The organism is Bacillus sp. FSL H8-0547 (genome assembly GCA_038002745.1).
Taxonomy (GTDB): domain Bacteria; phylum Bacillota; class Bacilli; order Bacillales; family Bacillaceae; genus Bacillus_P.
This window is the reverse complement of record JBBODD010000001.1, coordinates 2,026,598-2,050,486: the sequence shown is the minus strand read 5'-3', so window position 1 is coordinate 2,050,486 and position 23,889 is coordinate 2,026,598. Positions and strand designations below refer to the sequence as shown.

Genomic DNA, 23,889 nt, shown 5'->3' with positions numbered 1-23,889 from the left:
TTTTTCACCCCTCTGAAGGAAATTTGACCGCGATGACTGTGCCCTCAGCTGATGACTGAATGTCCATCACATCCCGTTCGTTTGTAAAAAGGCGCAGTCTCTGAACAACGTTTCTCAGACCTATTCCGGTTGATTTGCTTTGAATGATCCCTGTCTGCTGCTCTGACAGCACCTGTTCTTTCACAGTATCTGTCATCCCAAGGCCATGGTCCTCTACGGAAACAACAACCTCTCCGTTCTCTCTAAACACCTTTATTCCGATGTATCCGCCCTCTTCAAACGGCTCCACACCGTATTTAAACGCGTTCTCAACAATCGGCTGCAGAAAAAACGGCGGAACTTCAACGTCCAGACACGCTTCTTCCACCTTAAAATCATAGGAAATCCGGGATGAGAACCGCGCTTTTAAAATCGTCAAGTATTCCTTCACAAGCTCAAGCTCATCGCGGAGTGACACATTTTCATCCACACTTCGAAGGTTATACCTCAAAAGGTTTGCGACTGTCGAAATTAAGTCGCTGGTCTCAAGGGCATCCTCCAAATACGCTTTTTTCGACAGGGTATTCAGCGTATTGAACAGAAAATGCGGATTGATCTGATTGTGCAGTCTCTTTAACTCACTTTCTTTTAAAAGCAGCTGATACTCTTTGATTTCTTTTTCAAGCTTGGCTTTCTCCTGAATTTCGGCAACCAGCTCTTTGATGTTTTCACGCATCCTGTCAAACGTCTTGGCCAAAAACGAAATTTCATCGTTGCTTTTGACCCTGATCGGATGATCAAAATTCCCCGCGGCCACTTCTTTTGCTCCCTGAGTTAAAAGATAGATCGAGCGGGTGATGCCTTTTGAAAACCAGTACGAAAATCCAATGGAGATGATCAGAACGATCCCGAGAATCCAGAGGCCGAGAGACCTGAGTCTGTTTGTGACCTCAATCATCGATTCATAAAACTGCTTCTGATTCGTCAGTTCTTTTTTAAACAGCAGCAGCGTCGTTTCATCAATGAATTTAGAGATCTGCAGCGCTTCGTCGTAGGCAGCCTGTGAGTTCTGCCGCTTATCGAGCTTATGCATCATCATTGTTAAATCCATGGCTTCAATTTGGCTGTCGAGCATGAATATATAATCTGTCAAAGCAATCGCATTCGCCTGATTCTTAAGCAGATCCAGCTTCTTTTTGGAGTCATTCAGTCTTTTGCGGTGCATTTCATAGCTTGCCTGATTGGCAGGAGAAGGGGTGCTGACATACTGGCTGAGCTTTGCAAGCGCAGCCTGGCTCGTCGTTGAGACATGATTCAGCAGCAGATACCGTTCAAGGATATTGTTGTACTCATAAATGGATTTTTGATTAATATAGCTGATGGCTGTCCAGAAGGCGCCCATGATCATGATAATGATGAGCGACATCGTGAGGATTTTTCTCTGAATTCTCGTCACGGCCTGGTTCCCTCCGTCATGACGCCTGTTTTCGTGTAAGTCGTGACGGGCAGAGGCAAGTCCTTCTTTTCAAGCCATTTCACGATGGTTTCGACGCCTTTTTCACCCATTAAGGCATGACTGTGGCTGATTGTGCCTTCAATCTTTCCGCTCCGCAGAAGATTCATCGTTTCCTGGGTATTATCAAATGTATAGACCTTAAACCCTGAAAGGGCCGATCTCGCTTCAATTGTCCGTACGATGATGTCCCCGTCATCCACTCCCGTCCCTATCAACGCCTTCATGGACGGATATTGATTAAGGAGCTCATTGGTCTGGTCCTCAGGATGCTGTTTATTTGTTTCAGCCAGTTTAATAGAGGAGCCCTTAAGGCTGTCCGTCAGTCCTTTCATTCTCTCGTTTTCTATAGATGTCACCATGTTTCCTTTAATCATGCCGATCGTTTCACTGCCGGTGAGAGTCTTTTTTAAATAGTTTCCAAGCTCGAGGCCGGTCTCATAGTGATTGGATCCGATGTAGGATTTCCGGAGACTGTCAGGCAGGTCCGCCATGATTGTCACCACCGGAATCCCCTGTACCGTGGCCTTTTGGATCGTCTCTTTAAAAGAAGCATCGTCAATGCCGAGCAGCAATATGCCGTCAACCTGCGAGGAAATTGCCATATTCATCGCTTTTTGCAGCTCTTCATTATCAGGCAGATTGGTCCCTTTAATGTCGAGGCTGACCTTAGCCTGAACGGCGGCCGATTCTACCCCTGTGATCACCTGATTCCAGTAGGCATCGCCAAGATAAGGGGAAATCAGCACAAGCCGGTACCGGTACTCCTCCGCTTCAGCCTGCGCAGAAAACGATTGACTGGATTGATAGATTTGAAAAAGCTGATAGAGAGGAAAAAGAGAAAGAAGAATAAAAGCAAACAGAACCAGTTTTATACGACGTGTCATGAAATCACCATTTTTATAGGACTTTTCATTCATTATAAGGGATTGGGCAGTATTGTAAACGCTTTTATTTTTAGCGTTATGCTCTAATATGGGGCTGCTGCTTTGATAACAGTCATGTTTTGAACGGTTACAGTCCAAAACAGGCTGCTAACAATCCAAACCAGTCGTTTAACAAGCCAAAACGGCAATGTAACAAGCCAAACTCACGCTCTTACAAGCCAAACCATGCAACCTAACAAGCCGGCGGGAAAACTGGCGGGGTGTACCTTCGATTTCAGCCCAAAACAAAAACCCCCGGGAAATCCGGGGGTTTAATGCTCAGATCTTATTCTGTGATACGTTAATACGATTCATTGCCCGGCGCAGTGCAAGCTCGGCGCGCTTGAAGTCGATGTCGTCTTTGTTTGTGTTCAGACGTTCTTCAGCGCGTTCCTTTGCTGCTTGTGCACGAGTTAAATCAATATCTTCTACAGTCTCGGCAGCCTGTGCCAAGATTGTGACTTTGTCAGGCCGTACTTCTAAAAAGCCGCCGCTAACAGCCACGAGTTCCGTGGATTTGCTTGTTTTCAAACGGACAGCGCCGATTTGAAGTGGAGCTACCATTGGAATATGACCTGGCAAGATTCCAAGCTCACCGCTTTGAGCTTTTACACTTACCATTTCGACGTCTGCATCGTAAACTGGGCCATCGGGAGTAACGACATTGACTTGTACTGTCTTCATACTCTATACCCTCCTGCGTCCCAAAATTAGACTTCTACACCCATGCTTTTCGCACTTTCGATGACATCTTCAATGCGTCCCACAAGACGGAAAGCATCTTCAGGAAGATGATCGTACTTGCCCTCAAGGATTTCCTTGAAGCCTTTAACTGTCTCTTTAACAGGTACATATGAACCTGCCTGGCCAGTAAACTGCTCAGCAACGTGGAAGTTTTGGGACAGGAAGAATTGAACTCGGCGTGCACGGTGCACGACTAATTTATCTTCATCAGAAAGCTCATCCATACCAAGGATCGCGATGATATCCTGAAGCTCTTTATAACGCTGCAGTGTCTGCTGTACTTGACGTGCAACCGCGTAGTGCTCTTCTCCAACGATTTCAGGAGACAATGCGCGTGATGTCGAAGCAAGCGGATCCACTGCCGGGTAAATACCCATTTCAGATAGTTTACGCTCAAGGTTCGTTGTTGCATCCAAGTGAGCGAATGTTGTTGCAGGAGCCGGATCCGTATAGTCATCGGCCGGTACATAGATCGCCTGGATCGATGTAACAGAACCAACGTTAGTAGACGTGATACGCTCCTGAAGCTGACCCATTTCAGTTGCAAGTGTCGGCTGGTAACCTACCGCAGATGGCATACGGCCAAGAAGGGCTGATACCTCTGAACCTGCCTGTGTGAAACGGAAGATGTTATCCATGAAGAAAAGAACGTCCTGTCCTTGGTCATCACGGAAGAATTCAGCCATTGTAAGACCTGTCAGTGCAACACGCATACGTGCGCCAGGCGGCTCATTCATCTGTCCGAATACCATGGCAGTCTTCTTGATAACACCAGAGTCTGTCATTTCATGGTAAAGGTCGTTTCCTTCACGAGTACGCTCACCTACGCCGGCGAATACAGAGATACCGCCATGCTCCTGAGCGATGTTGTTGATAAGCTCCTGGATAAGTACTGTTTTACCTACACCCGCACCACCGAAAAGACCGATTTTTCCGCCTTTGATGTATGGAGCAAGTAGGTCTACTACTTTAATTCCAGTTTCAAGAATTTCTACCTCAGTAGAAAGCTGATCGAATTTTGGCGCTTGTCTGTGGATTGGATCACGACGAGCTTCAGCAGGAATTGCTGCATCCAAATCGATATTGTCTCCAAGTACGTTGAATACACGTCCAAGTGTAACGTCTCCAACCGGTACAGAGATTGCCGCACCTGTATCCAGTACTTCACTTCCGCGCACAAGACCGTCTGTTGAAGCCATTGCAACAGTACGAACTGTGTCGTCACCAAGGTGAAGGGCAACTTCCAATGTTAATTCTGAAGCTGCTTCGCCTTCAGTGCGTCCCTGGAAAGTAACTTTAAGGGCGTTATAGATTTCAGGAAGCTGACCGCTTTGGAACTTTACGTCAACAACCGGACCCATAACTTGAGTAACGCGTCCTTTATTCATCGTTTTCCCTCCTAACTTGCTGTCTGAAAGCCCTTTATGGGCGTTATTCTATTCGAGTGCCGCAGCCCCGCCGACGATCTCCGTAATTTCCTGAGTGATCGCAGCCTGACGTGCACGGTTGTAAGAAAGAGTAAGACTGTTAATAAGTTCTTTTGCATTGTCTGTCGCATTTTTCATTGCCGTCATACGGGCAGCATGCTCAGAAGCCTTGCTGTCAAGTAACGCGCCGTAGATGAGACTTTCAGCATATTGTGGTAACAGTACTTCTAAGATCTCTTCTTTGGATGGTTCGAATTCATAAGATGTTTTCTTTGCTGATGACGCACCAAGATCAGTAAGAGGAAGAAGCTTTTTCTCTGTTACGTCCTGCTGGATGACACTTACAAAATGGTTGTAGTACACATAGATTTCGTCGAATGTGCCATCATTGAACATATTCACTGTATTTGCTGTAAGATCTTTTATCTCAGAAAATGACGTGTCATCTGCAATTCCTGTTACCTCAAGTGCGATCTGCACACCGCGTTTTTTGAAGAATTCGCGTCCGATCTTACCGATTGCGATAACAGCATATTCATCTTTAGACGAATGACGCTTTTGGATTGCCTGATGCACAGTACGCAGTACGTTACTGTTTAAGGCACCTGCAAGTCCGCGGTCAGACGTGATGACGAGATAAGCTGTTTTCTTCACAGGTCGGCTGACGAGCATCGGGTGGGATACATCCGTGCTGCCAAGTGCAATGCTTGCAACGACTTCTTGAATCTTATCCATGTAAGGTCCAAACGACTTTGCATTGTTTTCGGCACGGTTCAGCTTCGCTGCTGAAACCATCTCCATCGCCTTTGTAATCTGGCTCGTCTTCTTTGTTGAGGTGATTCTTGATTTAATGTCGCGTAATGATGCCAAAGGTTCTCACCACCTTTTTATAAAAATCAACCTGATCCATTTACGTGAAGATAAAGTATGAAGGCAAACCTTCATACTTTACCAAGTTTATTCAGAAATCGCGAATGTCTTTTTGAATGCTGTGATCGCAGACTGGAACTCACTGTCTTCAGGAAGATTGCCAGTTGTGCGGATGTGATCAAGCATTGCTTTGTTGTTTTGCTCGAGGAATGAGAAGTACTCTTCTTCAAAGCGTTTAATATCTTCAACTGGAATGTCATCCAGGAATCCTTTAGTCAATGCATAAAGAATGGCAACCTGCTTCTCAACTGCAAGCGGTTTGTTCAAGCCCTGTTTTAGAACTTCAACTGTACGCGCACCGCGGTTAAGTTTAGCCTGAGTCGCTTTATCAAGGTCAGAGCCGAACTGAGCGAATGCTTCAAGCTCACGGTATGAAGCAAGGTCAAGACGCAGTGTACCTGATACTTTTTTCATTGCTTTGATCTGAGCAGATCCTCCAACACGTGATACGGAAAGACCGGCGTTAACCGCTGGACGCACACCTGAGAAGAAAAGGTCAGACTGAAGGAAAATCTGTCCATCAGTGATGGAGATAACATTTGTCGGGATGTATGCAGATACATCGCCCGCCTGCGTTTCAATGAACGGAAGGGCTGTAAGTGAACCGGCACCTTTTGCATCACTGAGTTTTGCAGCACGCTCAAGAAGGCGTGAATGCAAGTAGAAAACGTCACCAGGATATGCTTCACGGCCTGGAGGACGGCGAAGAAGCAAGGAAAGTTCACGGTATGCAGATGCCTGTTTTGTTAAGTCATCATACACAACAAGAACGTGCTTGCCATTGTACATGAAATGCTCACCCATTGTTACACCGGCATAAGGAGCTAAGAACAATAGCGGTGCAGGCTGTGAAGCAGATGCAGTAACAACGATTGTGTAATCTAATGCGCCATTTTTACGCAGTGTTTCTACTACGCCGCGGACAGTCGATTCTTTTTGTCCAATAGCAACATAGATACAGATCATGTTTTCGTCTTTTTGGTTAAGAATGGTATCGATGGCTACAGATGTTTTACCAGTCTGACGGTCACCGATGATAAGCTCACGCTGTCCGCGGCCAATCGGAATAAGAGCGTCAATCGCTTTAATTCCTGTTTGAAGCGGTTCATGAACAGATTTACGATCCATAACGCCTGGAGCAGGGCTCTCAATTGGGCGTGTATGTTTTGTTTCGATTGGACCAAGGCCGTCAACAGGCTGTCCCAGAGAGTTTACAACGCGTCCGATCAGTTCCTCACCTACAGGAACCTCCATGATGCGTCCAGTGCGGCGCACTTCGTCGCCTTCACGGATGTCTGCGTATGGTCCGAGGATGATGATACCCACGTTGTTTGACTCAAGGTTTTGAGCCATACCCATTACGCCGTTTGAAAATTCAACAAGCTCTCCAGCCATGACATTGTCGAGGCCATGAGCACGGGCGATACCGTCACCAATCTGGATAACTGTACCTACATCACTAACTTTGATATCAGACTGATAGCTTTCAATTTGCTTTTTAATCAGTGCACTAATTTCTTCTGCTTTGATGCTCATGAGTTTCACCCCTATCTACGATCTTTTTGCAACTAATTGTCGCTCTATACGTTCAAGCTTACCGCTTATGCTTCCATCATAAATGCGATTGCCGATACGAAGCTTCACTCCGCCGATCAGATTCTGATCAATTACGTTTCTTAAACGAAGAGAAGATTTGCCGATTTTTTTGGCAAATGTATCAGACAGCGCTGTTAATTCATCCTGATCAAGCAGTCTTACAGAATAGACGATAGCATCCTCTGTGCCCCGCTCGTCGTTTGCAAGTTTCACAAAATGCTCGGCAAGATCAGGAATCACACTGATCCGCTGACGCTCAATCAATAGAAGAATCGTACTTAAAACAGGTTGAGATAAAGAAGCGAACGCTTCACTCATCATGGATTTTTTCTTTTCTAGCAGCACTTTTGGATGTGTAAGCACGTTCAGTAATTCAGGATTCTCTGACGTCACCTTCTGGATGACAAGCAGTTCCTCTTCAATCTGGTCAATCGTGCCGTTTTCCTTAGCGATTTGAAAAAGAGCCAATGCATAGCGAGCTGCAACTATTTCTTTACTCATCGACCTTCGCCTACCTCTTTGATATAATCGTGGATAAGCTTTTCTTGTTCTTTCTCATTCAATTCTTTTTCGATAACTTTTGTTGCAATTAATACAGAGAGTGATGCAACTTGCTCACGAAGAGCGGTAATAGCCTGCTCTTTTTCCGTAGCAATTTCCTGAATAGCGGCTTTTTTCATACGATCTGACTCAGCGCGGGCGGCAAGAAGAATTTCTTCTTTTTGCTGTTCGCCGATTTTCTTCGCGTTCTCTACCAAGCTCTGAGCTTCAGTTCGAGCCTGCTTTAGCAGATCCTTTTGCTCTTCAACAAGTCTTTTCGCTTCCTGATGTGTTGATTCAGCAGAGCTAATTTCATCAGCAATGTATGTTTCACGCTGCTTCATAATATTCATAACAGGGCCAAACGCGTATTTTCTAAGCAAAGCCAGTAGAATCAGGAACATGACAAGCTGGAAAATGGCATCTCCTCCATTAAAAGTTCCTGCACTTGCTCCTAATACAAAATCCATTGATAACATAGCTCGGTTTCACTCCCTTCAAGAGTAGCATGATGGGTATGGCAAAAATCAAAGGCTTCTTTCAGCCTGAAATCATTAAAAATTGTTTACATAAAGGAAAGGCGAAGGTTCGCTATGAATGATCTTCGCCATTTTGGAACGTATTGTAAGCGCGGGATAATTATCTTCCCATTACGATGAATGCAATTACTACTGCGATGATTGGAATCGCCTCTACTAGTGCAACCCCGATAAACATTGTTGTTTGAAGCATGCTCTTCGCTTCCGGCTGGCGGGCCATCCCCTCAACTGTACGTGAAACGATAAGTCCGTTACCAATACCTGCACCAAGTGCGGCTAGTCCAATTGCAATTGCAGCTGCTAATAAACCCATTGTAAATGTCCTCCTTTTAATGTATGAAAAATGGTATTAAATGCTTTGTCCAAATGAATGAACTTTTATATTAATGGTCATGACTCACTTTGTGTGCCATATACACCATCGTTAACATAACAAATATAAACGCCTGAATTGAACCTACAAAGATACTGAATGCCTGCCATATCATCATTGGCACGGCAGCAATGGCTGTGCCAAGAATTCCGCTGCCAAATCCTTCTGCATATCCTGCTGTTGCAAGACCTGCAAGAAGCGTAAGCAGAATTTCACCGGCATAAATATTACCGTATAAACGAAGTCCGAGTGTAAGGGTGTTTGCAAATTCCTCTATGATTTTAAGAGGGAAAAGAAACGGGAGCGGTTTAAGAAAATCCTTGCCGTATTCCGCAGCACCCTTCATTTTGATGCCGTAATAATGCGTCAGTGCAACGACCATAACTGCGAGTGTTAATGTAATGATCGGATCGGCAGTAGGTGATTTCCACCATAGCTCATGCCCCACTACAATCGCAAAAGGCAGTCCCAGCATATTCGCTACGAAAATATACATAAATAATGCGATTCCAAGAGTCAGGAAACGGCCGCCTGTCTGCCAGTCCATCGTGCTTTTGATAATGTTGCGGACAAAGTCCACTATCCATTCTACAAAGTTCTGTGCACCTGTCGGCTTCATAGCAAGAGTGCGTGTACACAAAACCGCAATCAGGAAAACAATCAAACTGGCGATCGTTATCATTAAAACATTGGATAAATTGAAGTTAAGTCCTAGAAATTCAACTATAGGAGCACCGTGATCCAACTATATTCACCTCTCTTCCCGGTTAAATGCTGCATAAAAAAAATAATCTATCATAATAACAATATAGATTGTCATTAATCCAATAACCAAGCCTATTAGATGTACGTACTCGGGATATTGTGCTGAAATGAGCACACCAAAACCCGCAGCAGCCATCCGGGCAGCTGTCCCCAGAGATCTGATTTTCCGACCGTGCTCCATCGCCTGCGAGAACTGATGGTATTTGCGCACGAGAAGCCATAAACTGTAAAAACTGATAGCTGTTCCTACTATAAGACCAAGAAATACAGACTGATATCTCGTAAAGCCCCAGCCTAACACATAGATGGCAAGCAGAAAGAATATGTATTTGCGCTGCCTTTTAAATATCTGGTGCAAATCAAACATGAATGATTCAGTCTCCTGAAAAAAAGTGGTGGACAAGCTTGATCATGCCGGCAATTCCGGCTGCAAGGCCCAGTAAAAGGCCTATGATCATAAAAAGCGGTTCTGTATGGAAATAACGGTCGAGCCATCTTCCTGAAAAGATGCCAATTAGTGTTGAACCGACTAGCTGAGACAGAATGCCTGTCATAAGGGCCATTGCCTGCATGGGATGACGCTCTTTTTTGCGCATTCGACCGCCTCGCTAATAGATTAATAAAGGGTTTATCTGGGGATAGAAACGGGTAATTGAAAGCGGTATGAAAACCTTATCATTTACCCTCGTCTAGCATACAATAGGCTCTATTTAATGTCAATTGCTTTAAAACCAAAAACTTGACAATCAAAAAAGCCTATCACAAAAAGTTCACATTTACTCAGTTTCCCAGTTTTGTCTTGGGATTTTCTAAGATCAGGTCCGTTTCAAACGTGTCCTCCCTGTCCCCTTTTCTGGCAAAAACGACTGCTTTGTAAAGCCCGTCCTCAAGACCTAGATCCTTTTGTCTGAACGTCTTTTTAACCGCACCCTTCTGAAGATCCCTGCCCCAGTCCAGAAACGCAACAAACCTAAGAGTGTCTGGATCATAGAGCGCAATGCCCATTTCATCCGCGCCTCCCGGCAGGTACAGTTCATACTGATAGACTCCTGCAGAATCTCCGAATCCGAACTCAAAGCCCATCACCCGCGGGTAATCCGGTTCATCCACAACAAACAAGTACGGGAGTTCCCTGACCGTTTCGTCCGCTTCTGCTTTTATCCAGCCCTGATGCAGGCCTTTTTCCAGTTTGCTTGCATAGATATTCAACTTTACGTATATCTCTCTTTTTCCGCCGGCGGGAACTGTCACTTTTCCAGGCATATCCCACTGCACACCTTTTTTATAGAAAGGATACGAGAACGAATAGACGACTTCTTTGTCTGATTGATTATCAAGTGTCAGCTTTACCTTTTTCTGAATGCTTCCCCCGCCTTTTGAAATGACTTGGCCGAATGACAGTGTACCCGGATACATCAGCGCTTCTGTTTCAAGTGCTTTCATGACGTCTATTCGTCCGGCACCCTGTTCGATCGGCTGGTAATAATCCGCCTTTTTCCCGCTCAGAGGCCTGGACGAATTCATGAGGGCAGCCTTGATTTGCTCCGGTTTCCATTCCGGATGGGCCTGCTTAATCAGTGCAGCAGCACCTGCCACATGAGGGGCTGACATACTTGTACCTTGAAGGCTTAAGTACCCTTCAGGCACTGTACTGTCAATTGCTACTCCGGGGGCAACAACGTCAGGCTTGATTTCCCATGTGCGGGTAACAGGGCCCCTTGAACTGAAATCAGCCATCTGATCTGATTCGTTCCGGTAAACTGTTCGAATCACCGGTTTTTTGTCCAGTTGTTTTTTCAGCCACAAGCCGTCTTCCTTTGAAATGGAGACAACCGGAATGTTTGCCGGAAGTTCAAGGTTGCCCGCAAAGCTTCCTTTCATATTGTTATAAATCACAACCGCTTTTGCGCCGATCTTTTCAGCAAAAAGAGCTTTTTCGGTAAAGGTGATTTTCCCGCGCTCAACAAGCACTACTTTCCCTTTCATGTCTGGGGAATACTGATGTTCCTCGCCAATTCCGGCAAATACCATCTCTTCTCCCTGATGCAGCGTCCACTCTTTTGCACCCGCCATCTGAGTGACCGGTATTTCTTTCCTTGAACCGCTTGCTGTGAGGTAGGGAATCCGCTGCGGAGGAGTTGAGGCGCCAACAGAAATGGCCTTGCCGGACGTACCCGGTGAACCGACTGTCCAGACACCGGGACCGGAATTTCCGGTGGATACAACAGCAGTAATGCCGTGTTCTACCGCACGGTCAAGCGCAAGACTAGTCGGCCAGTCCGGTCCATTGACCATATTGCCGAGCGACAGATTCAGCACATCTACTTTGTCTTCAATCGCTTTTTCGATCGCCGCAATGACCTGTTCGCTTGTCCCGAATCCTCCCGGGCCAAGTGCGCGGTATGCAATGATTTCCGCTTCAGGCGCTACCCCTTTCAGCCTGCCGTTTGCCGCAATAATCCCTGCCACATGTGTGCCATGGAGAGTTTCTGTGCCGTCAGTCGCTTTTGTCTCCATTGGATCATCGTCACCGTCAATGATGTCTGTCCCGCCCGCATAGCTGCGGGATAAGTCCGGATGAGTGTAATCGATGCCTGTATCAATAATGCCTACTTTGACTCCCTCTCCTGTCAGGCGGTGCTGCTCAGAATCAAAAAGCCCCCTCACATCGTCACCGCCAATAAACGGCACACTTTCCTCAAGATCCACCCGATAAGACGCAACCGGACTGGCATGGATAATATGAGGATCCTTTTGGAGAGCGATTAAATCGTTATGGCTGCCTTCTAGCGAATAGCCGCTGAACACTTTTTTGAACGTTCGGCGGATTTTTACTCCAGGATAGTTTTCTTTGATTTTTTCAGAGAAGGCCTGCGCATGAGCTTCTTCCACGATAATCATTACCGTTTCTGTGCGGTTGGGAGAAACGTCCGGTATGGCAGGCACATCCGGATAATTTACTGCACTTGTATGTATTGGAAAAATAGATGCTATGAGAAAAAAAGAGAGAATGAATTTCCTTGTCATCACCGTCACCTCTCTTTTATCCTTCTCAAACGGGTATAAAAAAATCCCCCTTGTGTAAGGAGGATTCGCGGTACATATAAAAAGAATAACGTTATAAAGTTATCCTCGGCTAGCGGAAGCGCCTAGCTCCTCTGTCAGAACAAATCCGCCAAAAAAGGCGGGAACCGGACTTTTCTGACGGATTCTTATCTGCCTATCGGAGCGGGCCTTGGCGCTTCCGCTTTTGTCTCTACTTAGTTCCAAACATACGGTCTCCGGCATCACCGAGGCCAGGGACAATATATCCGTGATCATTTAATTTTTCATCAAGTGCCGCAATGTAGATGTCGACATCAGGATGAGCTTCTTTCACAATTTCAACGCCTTCAGGAGCTGCAATCAAGCACATGAACTTGATGTTCTTTGCGCCGCGTTTTTTCACGCTGTTAATCGCCTCTACCGCTGAGCCGCCAGTAGCAAGCATTGGATCGACGACGATGAACTCGCGCTCTTCTACGTCTGATGGAAGCTTTACGTAATATTCAACCGGTTTTAGCGTCTCCGGGTCACGGTATAGCCCTACATGTCCAACTTTTGCAGCCGGAATCAACTTAAGGATACCGTCTACCATTCCAAGACCGGCACGCAGAATTGGAACAATCGCAAGCTTTTTGCCTGCAAGCACCATGGATTTTGCCATCTGAACAGGTGTTTCAACCTCTACTTCTTCAAGAGGCATGTCTCTTGTGATTTCAAACATCATCAGGCTCGCCACTTCATCAACAAGCTCGCGAAACTCTTTCGTGCCTGTTTTCACATCGCGGATATATGTCAGTTTATGCTGAATAAGTGGATGATCAAACACGTAAACTTTGCCCATCAGCTCATCTCCTTTTCTAATACACTTCAATAGATTTTACAGAAAAAGAAGAACCGTTTCAAGGAGGATCGGAGATTTATTTTTATGGGTTTATATGGGATGCATCTTCACGGTGTTCTTGAAAGGATGGAGACTGATGCTTGAACTATTGACAGCCTCTATCATTTGGCAGTGTTATCAATTGGGAAAGGAATTCTTATGGAGAGCCGCAATTTCATGTAATGGCAACTTTCATATAACATACACAAATTGAAAAACCCATCTATGTTAACATAAAGCTATTCTGGCTATATATTCACTTTATGGAGATGAACGATAGATGACAATCGGTATTATCATTCTGACAATTGCAATTAGTATGCTTAAAGTAATTCTTGCAAGTCCGCCAACCTTCGTTGTCGAATGGCTGCTCGGCAAATTTGCCCTTCATTCCAAGCTTAGTGAAGAGAGTGCCACTGTAACCCTCAGCGGAAAACGTTTGGAAGGCGAAGACAAAACTCAATTTATCCGCATGTTTAATGAAGCAACATTTTTTGATAAATATAATGAATATAATCTGCCTGCAAGCAATACGGGCACTCCTTTTATTATTAATACAAATACGGGTAAAAGAGGTGTAACGCTGTCTGTGTATATTTACAGCGGTCATGCAGATGTGTTCAAGCACGGAAAAAAGAAAACAGTGGCTTATAGCCTGCGGTCTGAGAGCCTGCAAGAATGTTGAATGCAGCAGCTGGAAATGGCCATATTTATGCTGCCGGCATCGTGTCAGGCAGCTTTTTTTGTTTATTATGCTTCATGTTGATCTCCTTCCATCAGTATCATGTTCACTAAAAGAAAAAGCCCCAAAGGCCATTCTCTTTTGGGACTTCTTTGCAGTAATTAATTCTGAAAGCTTGAAACCGATGTTCCCGGTCCGCTTGCCGGAGTTGTGTAGACGTGGTTTGAGCCGCTTTCCCATACAACGTTTCCACTTGCGTCTTTTTTAATAAACTTGAATTCGACTGAACGTCCGGACGGCACGCTTACGTCGTAGTACCAGCTAGGATATTTGGTGATAACCTGATTGTAGAATGGTCCGACTGCTTTTGCAGCATCCCAATTGCCAAGCTCGCTTACGTTTCCTACTATATAAATGGCCTGGCCGAGATTGGTGGAAGCACCGTTTACGATAAATCGAACGGATGACTGCTTGCCTGAAAGAACTTCAACTGGTCCGTACGCGCCGCTTGCCGCACCGCCTGATGTGACGACAGATACCTGGTAGTTTCCGGCTGAAGCTGTCGGGATTTTGACGGTGATTTCCGTATTGGACCATGAAACGACAGAGGCATTGACGGTTCCGAATTTCACAGTGCCTGCTGTGGATCCGAATGATTCTCCGCTGATGGTTACAGTCGTTCCAGGCGCTCCCATAACAGGACCGACCTGCCCGATTGATGGGGCTGCTGCGCTTCCATTAAAAGAATAAACAGCTGCTTCTCCAGGCGAGAGGTCAAAAGCTGATACCGCTCCTCCGCTTCCTACTGAAATGCTGCTTCCTCCCAGGAGTGCTGTGAGCTGGTCAGTATATGTGCCTGCAGGCAGCGTTGATGTGAGGCCGCTGATGTTGTAAGATGCTGTTTTGCTTTTGTTGACTGCTGTTAAAACGACGTCTTTTCCGAATGTGCGTTCATAAACGTATACGTCATTATTAATCCACTTTTCTTTAGTTTTTCCATAGCCTAACGCCTGATTATTCTTGCGGAGAGCAGCAAGCTTACTGATAATCTGGTAGGCTTTTGTTGTTTTATTGAAGGATGTTTGCTTTTTACGGTTGTTTGGATCGCCGTTTCCTGTCATGTACTGCTCTGTTCCGTAGTAAATATTCGGTACACCGCGCGAGGTAAGCATAACAGCGAGGGCAAGGTCTGTATTTTTCACATCGGCTCCGTCAAAGTGGAAACGGTCCATATCATGATTATCAAGGAAGGTTACTTGATCGGCGGTCTGCTCATACTTCGCCTCTGATTCTGCTATCATGGCATTAAAACCGTACCAGTTGTCAGAACCGTTGCGCAGCACCTGTCTCAGCTTCTGGCCGTAGCGGAAATCAAGCAGGGACATGCCTGTGCTGTTGGCAAAATTGTAGTAGTTCTGATCGACTTCATTCTCTCCAAGGAACCATTCCCCGAAAGTGAACACCGGCTTGTGGCTGTAGATCGTCTCCATAAAGGTCTTCTGCCAGCCAAACGGCATGTGTTTCACAGCATCAACGCGGATCCCGTCGATTCCCATATCAAGCCACAGCTTGACGGCATCTTTCATATACTTGTCGACAGTCGGATTCTGGTGATTAAAATCGGCCAGATCATAGAGATTTCGGTAGATTCCGTCTTCAATAGATGAAAAGTTCGTGCCGCCATTGTGATGAAACAGACCTTTCGTATCATTTGTATAGCCGCCGACAAGCGTGCCGTTATCATAAAGCTTTCCGTTTTCCATATAGGACGGTGTGTCCTCTGACGCTGGCGATGTATGGTTCGGTGCGAAATCGATAATGACTTTTATTCCTTTCTGGTGTGCCGTGTTTATAAGCGTCTGAAACTCCTGCATCGTCCCGTAGAAAGGGTTTGTCTTTTTAAAATCCCGTCCCCAGTAACCGTGATAGGAAGTTGTTCCCGCCGCATCATTCAGTACGGTATAGACATTTTCAACAGGCTGGGAAATCCAGAGAGCGGTAATCCCGAGATCCGTGAAATAGCCGTCATTCAGTTTATTGATGATTCCCTGCCAGTCTCCCCCGCAGTATTTTCTGAGATTTGAACAGTCTGAGCTGAAAAGAGACCCTGTCGGATTGTTCGCCGGATTTCCATCAACGAAACGATCCGTCATAATTTGATAGATGACATCATTTGAGTAGTTGACCTTATTGTTTATGGAAGCGTTTGCATAATTGTCCGTAATAGGTCCAAAACTGCCTAATACCAGTGCTGCTGCAAAACCGAGACTTACCGCTTTTTTCAACATTTCCCCATCTCCCCTGATAGTAATAATAAGAATACGAGACTTTACTGCCCTCCTTTTCCCAAAAATAAAACCCCGCTATTCATAAATGAATAACGGGGTTGTTGTCCGGAGACAATGCATGGCCCTCAAGTTAAGATGATCGCGCTCGCTGTTTTTATCTATCCTGATCGTAATAAGTTTTCAGAATATACACAAACTTCTATTTTCCTATTTTCTAAAAATGAAAGTTGTGTCCATTTGCCTACTCTTTTTTTGACACAGATTTACAATTTCATGAAATTCATAGACTTCTACCTGGTTAACGTTTAAAATCATCAAAGAGTGTTTTTTAAAAAGACAGACATGAGGTGAATGGAATTTTGAATTTGTGGGAGATTTTTGTTGCAGTTGTACTTGGCATTGTGGAAGGATTAACAGAGTTTGCACCGGTATCTTCTACTGGACATATGATTATTTTTGATGATCTGCTGTTTCAGTCAAAAGACATTTTTGGCCGGGAAGTTGCCAATACCTTTAAAATTGTCATTCAGCTTGGTTCCATTTTAGCGGTTGTAATCATCTTCAAAGACAGATTTCTAAGCCTGCTTGGATTAAAGAAGGAAACGGAAGCAAGGAAAGAATCAAAACTGAAGCTGTCTCAGGTTATCATCGGTTTGCTGCCGGCAGCGGTCCTTGGTTTTTTGTTTGAAGATATCATCGATAAGCATTTATTTACGATTAATTATGTCGTTTTAAGTTTACTTGCAGGTGCCATTCTGATGATCGTTGCCGACTTTGTTCAGAAACGCCGCACAATTACGACGAAAAGCGTGGACCAGATTACAAATAAACAGGCTTTAATTGTCGGTCTTGTACAGTGTATTGCATTATGGCCGGGATTTTCACGTTCCGGATCGACGATGTCTGCAGGCGTCATGCTCGGCATGAACCACAGAACAGCATCAGACTTCACGTTTATTATGGCCGTGCCGATTATGGCCGGAGCAAGCGGACTTTCCCTAATAAAAAACTGGGAGTACTTCACCCTTGATGCTCTGCCGTTTTTCATTGCCGGATTCATCAGTGCATTTGTTGTTGCACTCATTTCCATCCGCTTTTTCCTGGCTCTTATCAATAAAATAAAGCTCGTGCCGTTTGCGATTTACCGCATCGTGCTTGCAGCCGTTATTTATTTCGTATTCTTGTAAGAAAAAAGAGCAAATCCGCGGGGATTTGCTCTTTTTGTATGGAAAAATCACACGTATAAATCGAATTTAGCTGTCAGAGATTCTACACGGTTTTTCGCTTCCTCAAGTTTTGTCTCATCTTCAGTGTTGCTGAGGGCAAGCACCATTATAGAAGCAATTTCATCCATGTCCTCAAGACCGAAGCCTCTGCTTGTTACTGCAGCCGTTCCGATGCGCACTCCGCTTGTTACAAACGGGCTTTCAGGATCAAATGGAATCGTGTTTTTGTTGACTGTAATGCCGACATCATCAAGTACTTTCTCAGCCACTTTTCCAGTCAGGCCAAGTGAGCGGACATCAATCAGAATGAGGTGGTTGTCCGTTCCATCAGATACGAGATTCAGACCCTGGCTTTTCAGACCTTCTGCCAGACGGTTTGCATTGGCAATGATGTTTGAAGCGTACGTTTTGAAATCTTCCTGCAGGACTTCTCCAAACGAAACAGCTTTTGCAGCGATCACATGCATAAGCGGACCGCCCTGAATGCCCGGGAAGATGGATTTATCAATTTTTTTAGCGTATTCTTCTTTGCAGAGAATCATGCCGCCGCGCGGACCGCGAAGCGTTTTATGCGTTGTTGTTGTCACAAAATCAGCATACGGGACAGGGTTCTCATGAAGGCCTGCAGCAACGAGGCCTGCAATGTGGGCCATATCGACCATAAAGTAAGCGCCGACTTCATCTGCAATTTCACGAAACTTCTTGAAATCAATGGCACGCGGATAAGCACTCGCACCTGCTACAATCAGCTTCGGCTTGTGAAGGCGTGCTTTTTCAAGGACGTCTTCGTAATTGATGCGGTGTGTTTCTTTATCAACGCCGTACTCAACGAAATTGTACTGAACTCCGCTGAAGTTAACTGGGCTGCCGTGAGTTAAATGGCCGCCGTGTGAAAGGTTCATGCCAAGAACAGTATCCCCATGCTCAAGAATCGTGAAGTAAACAGCCATATTCGCCTGTGCGCCTGAATGAGGCTGCACATTGACGTGCTCAGCACCAAAGATTTCTTTCGCGCGGTCTCTTGCAATGTTTTCCACAACATCTACGTGCTCACATCCGCCATAATAGCGGCGTCCAGGATAGCCTTCTGCATACTTGTTTGTTAACACAGAGCCCTGGGCTTCCATGACTGCTTCTGTAACAAAGTTTTCAGACGCGATCAGCTCAATTTTCGTGCGCTGTCGCTGCAGTTCATCCTGAATTGCTTCAAATACACTAGTATCCTGCTTGCTTAAATGTTTCATGCTAAGAATCCCCCTATCCAATTCAAACGATTTTGCTGACAGTTTCACATTTTCATTCATCTACATTGTACACGTTCAGAAAGAAGAATGTAATAGATTTATGCGTGATTTTCGTCTAATTGCGTTATTTTTGATAAAAAAGCACTAAAATAACGAATAAAACACATCTATATATATTTATCGTTCGTATTTATGACGTGCATTGTTCATTCTCTTTTTTTGAAGCAGAATAGACCGCTCTCTCTCCGCCAATCAGCTTGGGACGGGTTTTGGCCATCGTCACATGGGCATGCCCGACTTGATTTATAGAGCTTCTCACCGGAACCGCCACATGCTTGAGGTGCATGCCGATAAAGGTATCACCTATATCTATTCCGCCGTCCGCCTTAATAAACTCAACAACGGCAGGATTTCTAAAAACTGAATAGGCGTATGTGGCCATTGCCCCTCCCGCTGAGCGGACAGGTGTAACCGTTACTTCATCAAGCCCGTATTTCTCAGCCGTTTCCCGCTCCACCACAAGGGCTCTGTTTAAATGTTCACAGCACTGAAAAGCGAGATGCACGCCAGTCCGCTCTTTAAAAGCCTCAAGCTCTGAAAAAATCATCTCTGCCACATCAGTGGTGCCTGCTGTACCAATCTTTTCGCCAATCACTTCACTCGTGCTGCAGCCGACCGCAAACACCATGCCGGGTCTGAAAGAGGACTGCTCCTCCAAGTCGGCAAGCATGGTTCCAAGCTGAACCTTCCACTCCTGAATGTCAGTCATTTTCTCTTCACCCTCAGAGCTTATTTTCAAACTCAGTGATTTTATTCACGCGGTTTTCATGCCGTCCGCCTTCAAACTCAGTTGTCAGCCAAATTTTCGCAATTTCACGTGCAAGTCCGGGCCCTATGACGCGCTCGCCCATCGCAAGCATGTTGCTGTTGTTGTGCTCACGCGTTGCCTTCGCACTGAACGTATCATGCACAAGCGCACAGCGTATGCCCTTCACTTTGTTGGCAGAAATGCTCATGCCGATACCAGTTCCGCAAATCAGAATGCCGCGGTCAAATTCCCCGCTTGCCACTTTTTCAGCAACAGGAAGTGCATAGTCAGGATAATCAACCGACGTTTCGCACTCACAGCCGAAATCTTCATATGGAATATTCATCTCGTCCATCAAGCTTTTTATTTCCTCGCGCAGTCTTAGACCGCCGTGATCAGATGCAATCGCAATTTTCATGAAAATACCCTCCACATTAATTAGTCTTTGAGCTTATCCATTAATCGTACAATCATCTTCTCCAAGTCTTCGCGTGTCATTCTGTATACCTCAAGCGACCCGCCGAACGGATCCATCACATCCCTGCGTGAATGCTCATCTTCGGCGGTAAATTCTGAAAGCGTAAACGTTTTTTCAATCGCCTGCGGATACCTTTCAAAAATCAGCTCTTTATGGCTTTCCGTCATCGTCAGAATGTACGTCGCCCACTTGATGTGCTCTTCGTCAAGCAGAGACGACTGATGACTGCAGGCGATGCCTTTTTCATCAAGCGCCTGTTTCGCAAAATGCGAGGCATCGCTGCCGTCGCTTGCAAACACACCGGCAGACTTAACGGACAGCTGCCTGTCTTCTTTCATATGATTCAACAATGCTTCAGCCATCGGGCTTCTGCATGTATTTCCCGTACAAACAAAAAGGATATTCGTCATTCGTGTTCCCCCTTTTCTGTTATTATAACCTGAAAAACGCCGGGAACATAGTGACCCGGCTCTAACAAAAGCGGAGGCGCCTTGGTCAGATCCGATAGACAGATAAGAATCCGACGGAAAAGTCCGGGTCCCGCCTTTTTTGGCGGATTTGTTCTGACAGAGGATCTAGGCGCTGGAGCTGGACGATGATGCCTTTGTCATGTTATAGACTAAATAATTTTCTGGTGAACAACAAAAAAAGCCCGTTTCCGGACCCTTCCCTACATCGGAAAAATAAGCTTCAGCCCAAAGCCGAGCAGAATACTGCCCCCAAGAGCTTCGCCGTATGTACCAAGCCAGGTTTGAACGCGTCTCCCAATCAGCAGGCCGGTCCACGTGAGAAGCATGCTCACAACACCAAACATCAAAATGGTCAAAAGCGTCCTCGCCCCATAAATCCCAAGCGTCAGGCCAACTGAAAAACTGTCGAGGCTGACACTGAGCGCGAAAAAAAGCAAGCCGAATCCAACTGGAGTGATCATTGATTCTTGGTCCTTTTTAAATGAGGCAAGAATCATCTGGACCCCAAGAATGATAAGCAGTGCCCCGCCTGCAAGCGAAGCTATATGGCCGAAAGTTCCTGAAAGGACTTTGCCGATCCACATGCCGGCGAGCGGCATCCATATATGAAACAGGCCGATTGTCAGGCCAATATAAAAAATCTGCCGAAGCCTGAGTTTGATCATCCCCATGCCAAGTCCGACCGAAAATGCATCCATTCCAAGCGCAAATGCCATCATAAATAACGTAATCAGTTCGCCAATCAATGCTTCCAGATTCATATACAAGCCTCCCCGGACACGCCTCAATCAAACTTATGCATGTCCGGGAAGGCTTAGAACATTTCAATTTTCCGGTTTGGACAATTCGTCCTATTCTTTTATTAAACGGTGGCCAGCCGCCTTCATAAGCCTGTTCATCACTGCCTGGCCGACACCGGCCGACGAAAAACTTTCGCTGAAAATACAGTCTACATCCGTTTCATTAAATGCCCTCAGAACGTCATATAGCTCTGAAGCGACTGTCTGCATGTCCTCTCTGCTTCCGCAGGAAAGGACGACGTCGGCCTCATAGCTACCTGCCGTTTCTGCTGCAGAGAGAACGCCGACTTTTTTTCCTTCGCTTTTTGCCTCGCTGATTAATTTCTGAAGGAAGGAAGGTGTGCCGTCAACAATCGTCATCGGTGCAGCGGGGGCATAGTGTGTATATTTCATTCCCGGTGATTTTGGCGCCTGGTTCTCGTCGACCAGCGCCTGGTCAACGGTGACTTCTCCAATCAGTGTTTCAAGCTGTTCCTTTGTGACGCCGCCCGGTCTCAGGATGACAGGGATTTGCTGGGTGCAGTCCAAAACGGTGGATTCCACGCCTACGCCTGTTGATCCGCCGTCTACTATTCCAGCAATTCTTCCATTTAAATCATCAAAAACATGCGACGCCCGTGTCGGGCTTGGTTTTCCCGAGAGATTCGCACTCGGTGCTGCTACCGGGAGATTCGCTTCCTTTATAAGTGCAAGCGCAAGCGGATGATCCGGCATTCTCACTGCCACTGTATCAAGTCCGGCTGTTACACGGTCTGACAAACCGGCTCTTTTGGGCAATACAAATGTAATTGGCCCCGGCCAAAGAGCGTGAATCAGTTTATCCACATAAGCAGGCACATGCGATGCAATCTCATGCAGCTGTTCAATGGATGCAATGTGGACAATCAGGGGATTATCACTAGGTCTGCCTTTAGCCTCATAGATTTTACCCACAGCTTCGTCCGATTTTGCATTGGCACCAAGGCCGTAAACCGTCTCCGTAGGAAAAGCAACAACCTCATTTTCCCTTAATTGTGCTGCTGCCTGTGCAATTTGTGGATAACTTGAAGATAAATCCTCCAAATTATCCACAATCCAAACATTTGTCTTCATTTTCCTTACTCTCCTGTCTAACATGTGAATAACTTTGTATTTCCCGCACTTTTCATTCATTCCTCATGAAAGTATAAAAGAACCCCTAAAAGAATACAAGCCTTATCCACAAATTGTGGATAAGGCGAGTGAATTAGTGGATAACTATGTGGATATATCCACATCAGGATGTTTTTGCCATCACTTCTGCATGTTCCTTGCTGAAAGACTCTTTAAAATGCGCTGACTGCAGCAAATGCTGCGGAATGTTTTCTTTTTCCACAGCCTGAAAGCCAATGATGCTTAGAAAATCAACTGCACTTCTGCTGTTTGCCACAAGATAACAGCTCCCCATCCCCTTTTCTTTCGCAAGCGCATAAACACTCTCAAAAAGAGAAAGCAGGTGCGCCTGGTTCATAGATTCCGAAACGGCAAGCGACCGCAGCAGGCCGTCCCCGCCGACCGGTTCCACTCCCAGCGTAGCGGTGATCTGTCCATCACTTTCCAGCAGGGCAAAATACTCCGCAAACTCTTCAATTCCGTCCGATCTCAAGCCGGCTTTCTCAATAAACGCTTTTATAGCCTGTACATCCTTTTTTTCAGCAATTCTTAACTGATAGTACATCCAATCCCCCCGTTTTTCGTTTCTACTTCAACTCTATGACGAAAAATGATGGGATATGACTCAAGGTACAATCTAGTCTCTGAAAAAAGAGAGACGTACGGTCAAACCGTACGCCTTTTACGAAAATACTCCTTCAAACCACTCTACTAGAAAGAATTTCACTTCTACTTCTTCTTTTTCCTCTTCTTCATCCACAACCAGGGATGTCATCTCTTCAGATGCTTTTTCAGCTGTCTCTTCCTCATCTGCAAGCAACGAAGAAAGCTCCTCAGATGCATCTGCCTCTTCAGCAGCAGGCGGCGCTTCTTCCTCCAGTTCAGCTGCCTGAACAGCCTGCCCGTTTGAAAAATCGAGGAAACATAAAGGCGGGAACAGCACACACCACCAGTTGGCACCATTTCCTTCGCCGAGCGTAATCAAAATCGCCTCATAATCACCAGCAGGGTAAATGTAGCTGCCATACATCTTCGTCGGAAAGCTTACATTATTGAAATCAACCGTAAACTCCTGAACCATGTTCTCCCTCACAAGTGTCGCCTGGACAATCTTCTCAATTTCAGGAAGCCTTGACTTGATCAGCTCTCTTGCCTCTTCAACCGATGTCAGCTTCTCCACCCAAACAGTAATTTCCTTGTTTACCTCATCGCGGATCTTGCGCTTCAGCACCTGATCCTCTTCAGAGTCACTATTTGCAAGAATCCGCAGGCGAATCGCCTCTTCCGGAATCACAACCGCCTCATTCACCTGCTGCGCACCAGCTGCAAGCGGCTCCTTATACACGTTCATAACCGCCCCGATCATTAATAATGAAATATATATAAATGCCATATAATGCTTCTTCATTTTCATCACCATCCCCTTCTAGCAACCAGTATGGACAGGGAGGCAGAATCTTAAACTAGCTTTTTGAAAACTAGTAATCTATTTTTTTGAGTGTTTT

General features: G+C 45.6%; 25 protein-coding genes. 2 read left to right on the top strand and 23 right to left on the bottom strand.

Annotated features, from left to right (window positions below):
* Positions 1–4: 4 nt before the first annotated feature.
* From MHB63_10145 to upp, 14 genes are all read right to left on the bottom strand, one after another.
* Positions 5–1,435 (bottom strand): histidine kinase, encoded by a 1,431-nt coding sequence (locus MHB63_10145; GenBank protein MEK3806890.1) that lies wholly within the window; start codon positions 1,433–1,435, stop codon positions 5–7.
* Positions 1,432–2,379 carry a substrate-binding domain-containing protein gene (locus MHB63_10140; GenBank protein ID MEK3806889.1) on the bottom strand — a complete coding sequence of 316 codons (948 nt, stop codon included), beginning with the start codon at positions 2,377–2,379 and terminating at the stop codon, positions 1,432–1,434. The genes MHB63_10145 and MHB63_10140 overlap by 4 nt, the downstream gene beginning before the upstream one ends.
* A 318-nt stretch (positions 2,380–2,697) precedes the next feature.
* Complete coding sequence (locus MHB63_10135) at positions 2,698–3,102, bottom strand: F0F1 ATP synthase subunit epsilon (protein MEK3806888.1); 405 nt, start codon at positions 3,100–3,102, stop codon at positions 2,698–2,700.
* Positions 3,103–3,128: 26 nt separating this feature from the next.
* Entirely contained in the window at positions 3,129–4,550 is a 1,422-nt protein-coding gene (gene atpD / locus MHB63_10130) for a F0F1 ATP synthase subunit beta (protein ID MEK3806887.1), read from the bottom strand.
* A gap of 48 nt (positions 4,551–4,598) precedes the next feature.
* Positions 4,599–5,459, bottom strand: coding sequence for a F0F1 ATP synthase subunit gamma (locus tag MHB63_10125; GenBank protein ID MEK3806886.1), 861 nt, complete (start codon positions 5,457–5,459; stop codon positions 4,599–4,601).
* A gap of 87 nt (positions 5,460–5,546) precedes the next feature.
* Positions 5,547–7,055 (bottom strand): F0F1 ATP synthase subunit alpha, encoded by a 1,509-nt coding sequence (gene atpA, locus MHB63_10120; GenBank protein ID MEK3806885.1) that lies wholly within the window; start codon positions 7,053–7,055, stop codon positions 5,547–5,549.
* A 15-nt stretch (positions 7,056–7,070) separates the two neighbouring features.
* Positions 7,071–7,616: a F0F1 ATP synthase subunit delta gene (locus MHB63_10115; protein MEK3806884.1), complete on the bottom strand. Its 546-nt coding sequence runs from the start codon at positions 7,614–7,616 to the stop codon at positions 7,071–7,073.
* Positions 7,613–8,134, bottom strand: coding sequence for a F0F1 ATP synthase subunit B (gene atpF / locus MHB63_10110; protein ID MEK3806883.1), 522 nt, complete (start codon positions 8,132–8,134; stop codon positions 7,613–7,615). Before atpF ends, MHB63_10115 begins: the two co-directional genes overlap by 4 nt.
* A 160-nt stretch (positions 8,135–8,294) precedes the next feature.
* Entirely contained in the window at positions 8,295–8,507 is a 213-nt protein-coding gene (atpE, locus tag MHB63_10105) for a F0F1 ATP synthase subunit C (GenBank protein ID MEK3806882.1), read from the bottom strand.
* Positions 8,508–8,577: 70 nt separating this feature from the next.
* On the bottom strand, positions 8,578–9,312 hold the full coding sequence (atpB, locus tag MHB63_10100) for a F0F1 ATP synthase subunit A (GenBank protein MEK3806881.1): 735 nt from the start codon (positions 9,310–9,312) through the stop codon (positions 8,578–8,580).
* 6 nt (positions 9,313–9,318) lie between these two features.
* Positions 9,319–9,699 carry an ATP synthase subunit I gene (locus MHB63_10095; GenBank protein ID MEK3806880.1) on the bottom strand — a complete coding sequence of 127 codons (381 nt, stop codon included), beginning with the start codon at positions 9,697–9,699 and terminating at the stop codon, positions 9,319–9,321.
* Between the two features lie 7 nt (positions 9,700–9,706).
* Entirely contained in the window at positions 9,707–9,928 is a 222-nt protein-coding gene (locus MHB63_10090; protein MEK3806879.1) for an AtpZ/AtpI family protein, read from the bottom strand.
* A gap of 184 nt (positions 9,929–10,112) precedes the next feature.
* Positions 10,113–12,359 carry a S8 family serine peptidase gene (locus MHB63_10085; GenBank protein MEK3806878.1) on the bottom strand — a complete coding sequence of 749 codons (2,247 nt, stop codon included), beginning with the start codon at positions 12,357–12,359 and terminating at the stop codon, positions 10,113–10,115.
* A gap of 229 nt (positions 12,360–12,588) precedes the next feature.
* Positions 12,589–13,218, bottom strand: coding sequence for a uracil phosphoribosyltransferase (gene upp, locus MHB63_10080; GenBank protein ID MEK3806877.1), 630 nt, complete (start codon positions 13,216–13,218; stop codon positions 12,589–12,591).
* A 319-nt stretch (positions 13,219–13,537) separates the two neighbouring features.
* Here upp and MHB63_10075 point away from each other — a divergent pair, with 319 nt between their 5' ends.
* A complete protein-coding gene (locus MHB63_10075) occupies positions 13,538–13,942 on the top strand; it encodes a YfmQ family protein (protein MEK3806876.1) in 405 nt (134 codons plus the stop codon).
* Between the two features lie 158 nt (positions 13,943–14,100).
* Here MHB63_10075 and MHB63_10070 read toward each other — a convergent pair whose 3' ends face one another.
* Positions 14,101–16,227 carry an alpha-amylase family glycosyl hydrolase gene (locus MHB63_10070; protein ID MEK3806875.1) on the bottom strand — a complete coding sequence of 709 codons (2,127 nt, stop codon included), beginning with the start codon at positions 16,225–16,227 and terminating at the stop codon, positions 14,101–14,103.
* 365 nt (positions 16,228–16,592) lie between these two features.
* Between MHB63_10070 and MHB63_10065 the strand changes: the two genes are divergently transcribed.
* The gene (locus tag MHB63_10065; protein MEK3806874.1) at positions 16,593–17,414 is read left to right on the top strand and encodes an undecaprenyl-diphosphate phosphatase; all 822 of its coding nucleotides are present in this window, start codon (positions 16,593–16,595) and stop codon (positions 17,412–17,414) included.
* Between the two features lie 47 nt (positions 17,415–17,461).
* Here the strand turns inward: MHB63_10065 and glyA are convergent, their stop codons facing one another.
* The 8 genes from glyA to spoIIR form a co-directional block, all read right to left on the bottom strand.
* On the bottom strand, positions 17,462–18,697 hold the full coding sequence (glyA, locus tag MHB63_10060; GenBank protein MEK3806873.1) for a serine hydroxymethyltransferase: 1,236 nt from the start codon (positions 18,695–18,697) through the stop codon (positions 17,462–17,464).
* A gap of 190 nt (positions 18,698–18,887) precedes the next feature.
* Entirely contained in the window at positions 18,888–19,466 is a 579-nt protein-coding gene (locus MHB63_10055; protein ID MEK3806872.1) for a TIGR01440 family protein, read from the bottom strand.
* A gap of 13 nt (positions 19,467–19,479) precedes the next feature.
* Positions 19,480–19,923, bottom strand: a complete 444-nt coding sequence (rpiB, locus tag MHB63_10050; GenBank protein MEK3806871.1) for a ribose 5-phosphate isomerase B — start codon at positions 19,921–19,923, stop codon at positions 19,480–19,482.
* Positions 19,924–19,943: 20 nt separating this feature from the next.
* Positions 19,944–20,393, bottom strand: a complete 450-nt coding sequence (locus MHB63_10045; GenBank protein MEK3806870.1) for a low molecular weight protein arginine phosphatase — start codon at positions 20,391–20,393, stop codon at positions 19,944–19,946.
* 260 nt (positions 20,394–20,653) lie between these two features.
* A complete protein-coding gene (locus tag MHB63_10040; protein ID MEK3806869.1) occupies positions 20,654–21,214 on the bottom strand; it encodes a manganese efflux pump MntP family protein in 561 nt (186 codons plus the stop codon).
* A gap of 90 nt (positions 21,215–21,304) precedes the next feature.
* On the bottom strand, positions 21,305–22,345 hold the full coding sequence (locus MHB63_10035; GenBank protein MEK3806868.1) for an L-threonylcarbamoyladenylate synthase: 1,041 nt from the start codon (positions 22,343–22,345) through the stop codon (positions 21,305–21,307).
* Positions 22,346–22,508: 163 nt separating this feature from the next.
* Positions 22,509–22,949 carry a hypothetical protein gene (locus tag MHB63_10030; protein MEK3806867.1) on the bottom strand — a complete coding sequence of 147 codons (441 nt, stop codon included), beginning with the start codon at positions 22,947–22,949 and terminating at the stop codon, positions 22,509–22,511.
* Positions 22,950–23,066: 117 nt separating this feature from the next.
* Positions 23,067–23,792, bottom strand: coding sequence for a stage II sporulation protein R (gene spoIIR, locus MHB63_10025; GenBank protein MEK3806866.1), 726 nt, complete (start codon positions 23,790–23,792; stop codon positions 23,067–23,069).
* Positions 23,793–23,889: the final 97 nt, after the last annotated feature.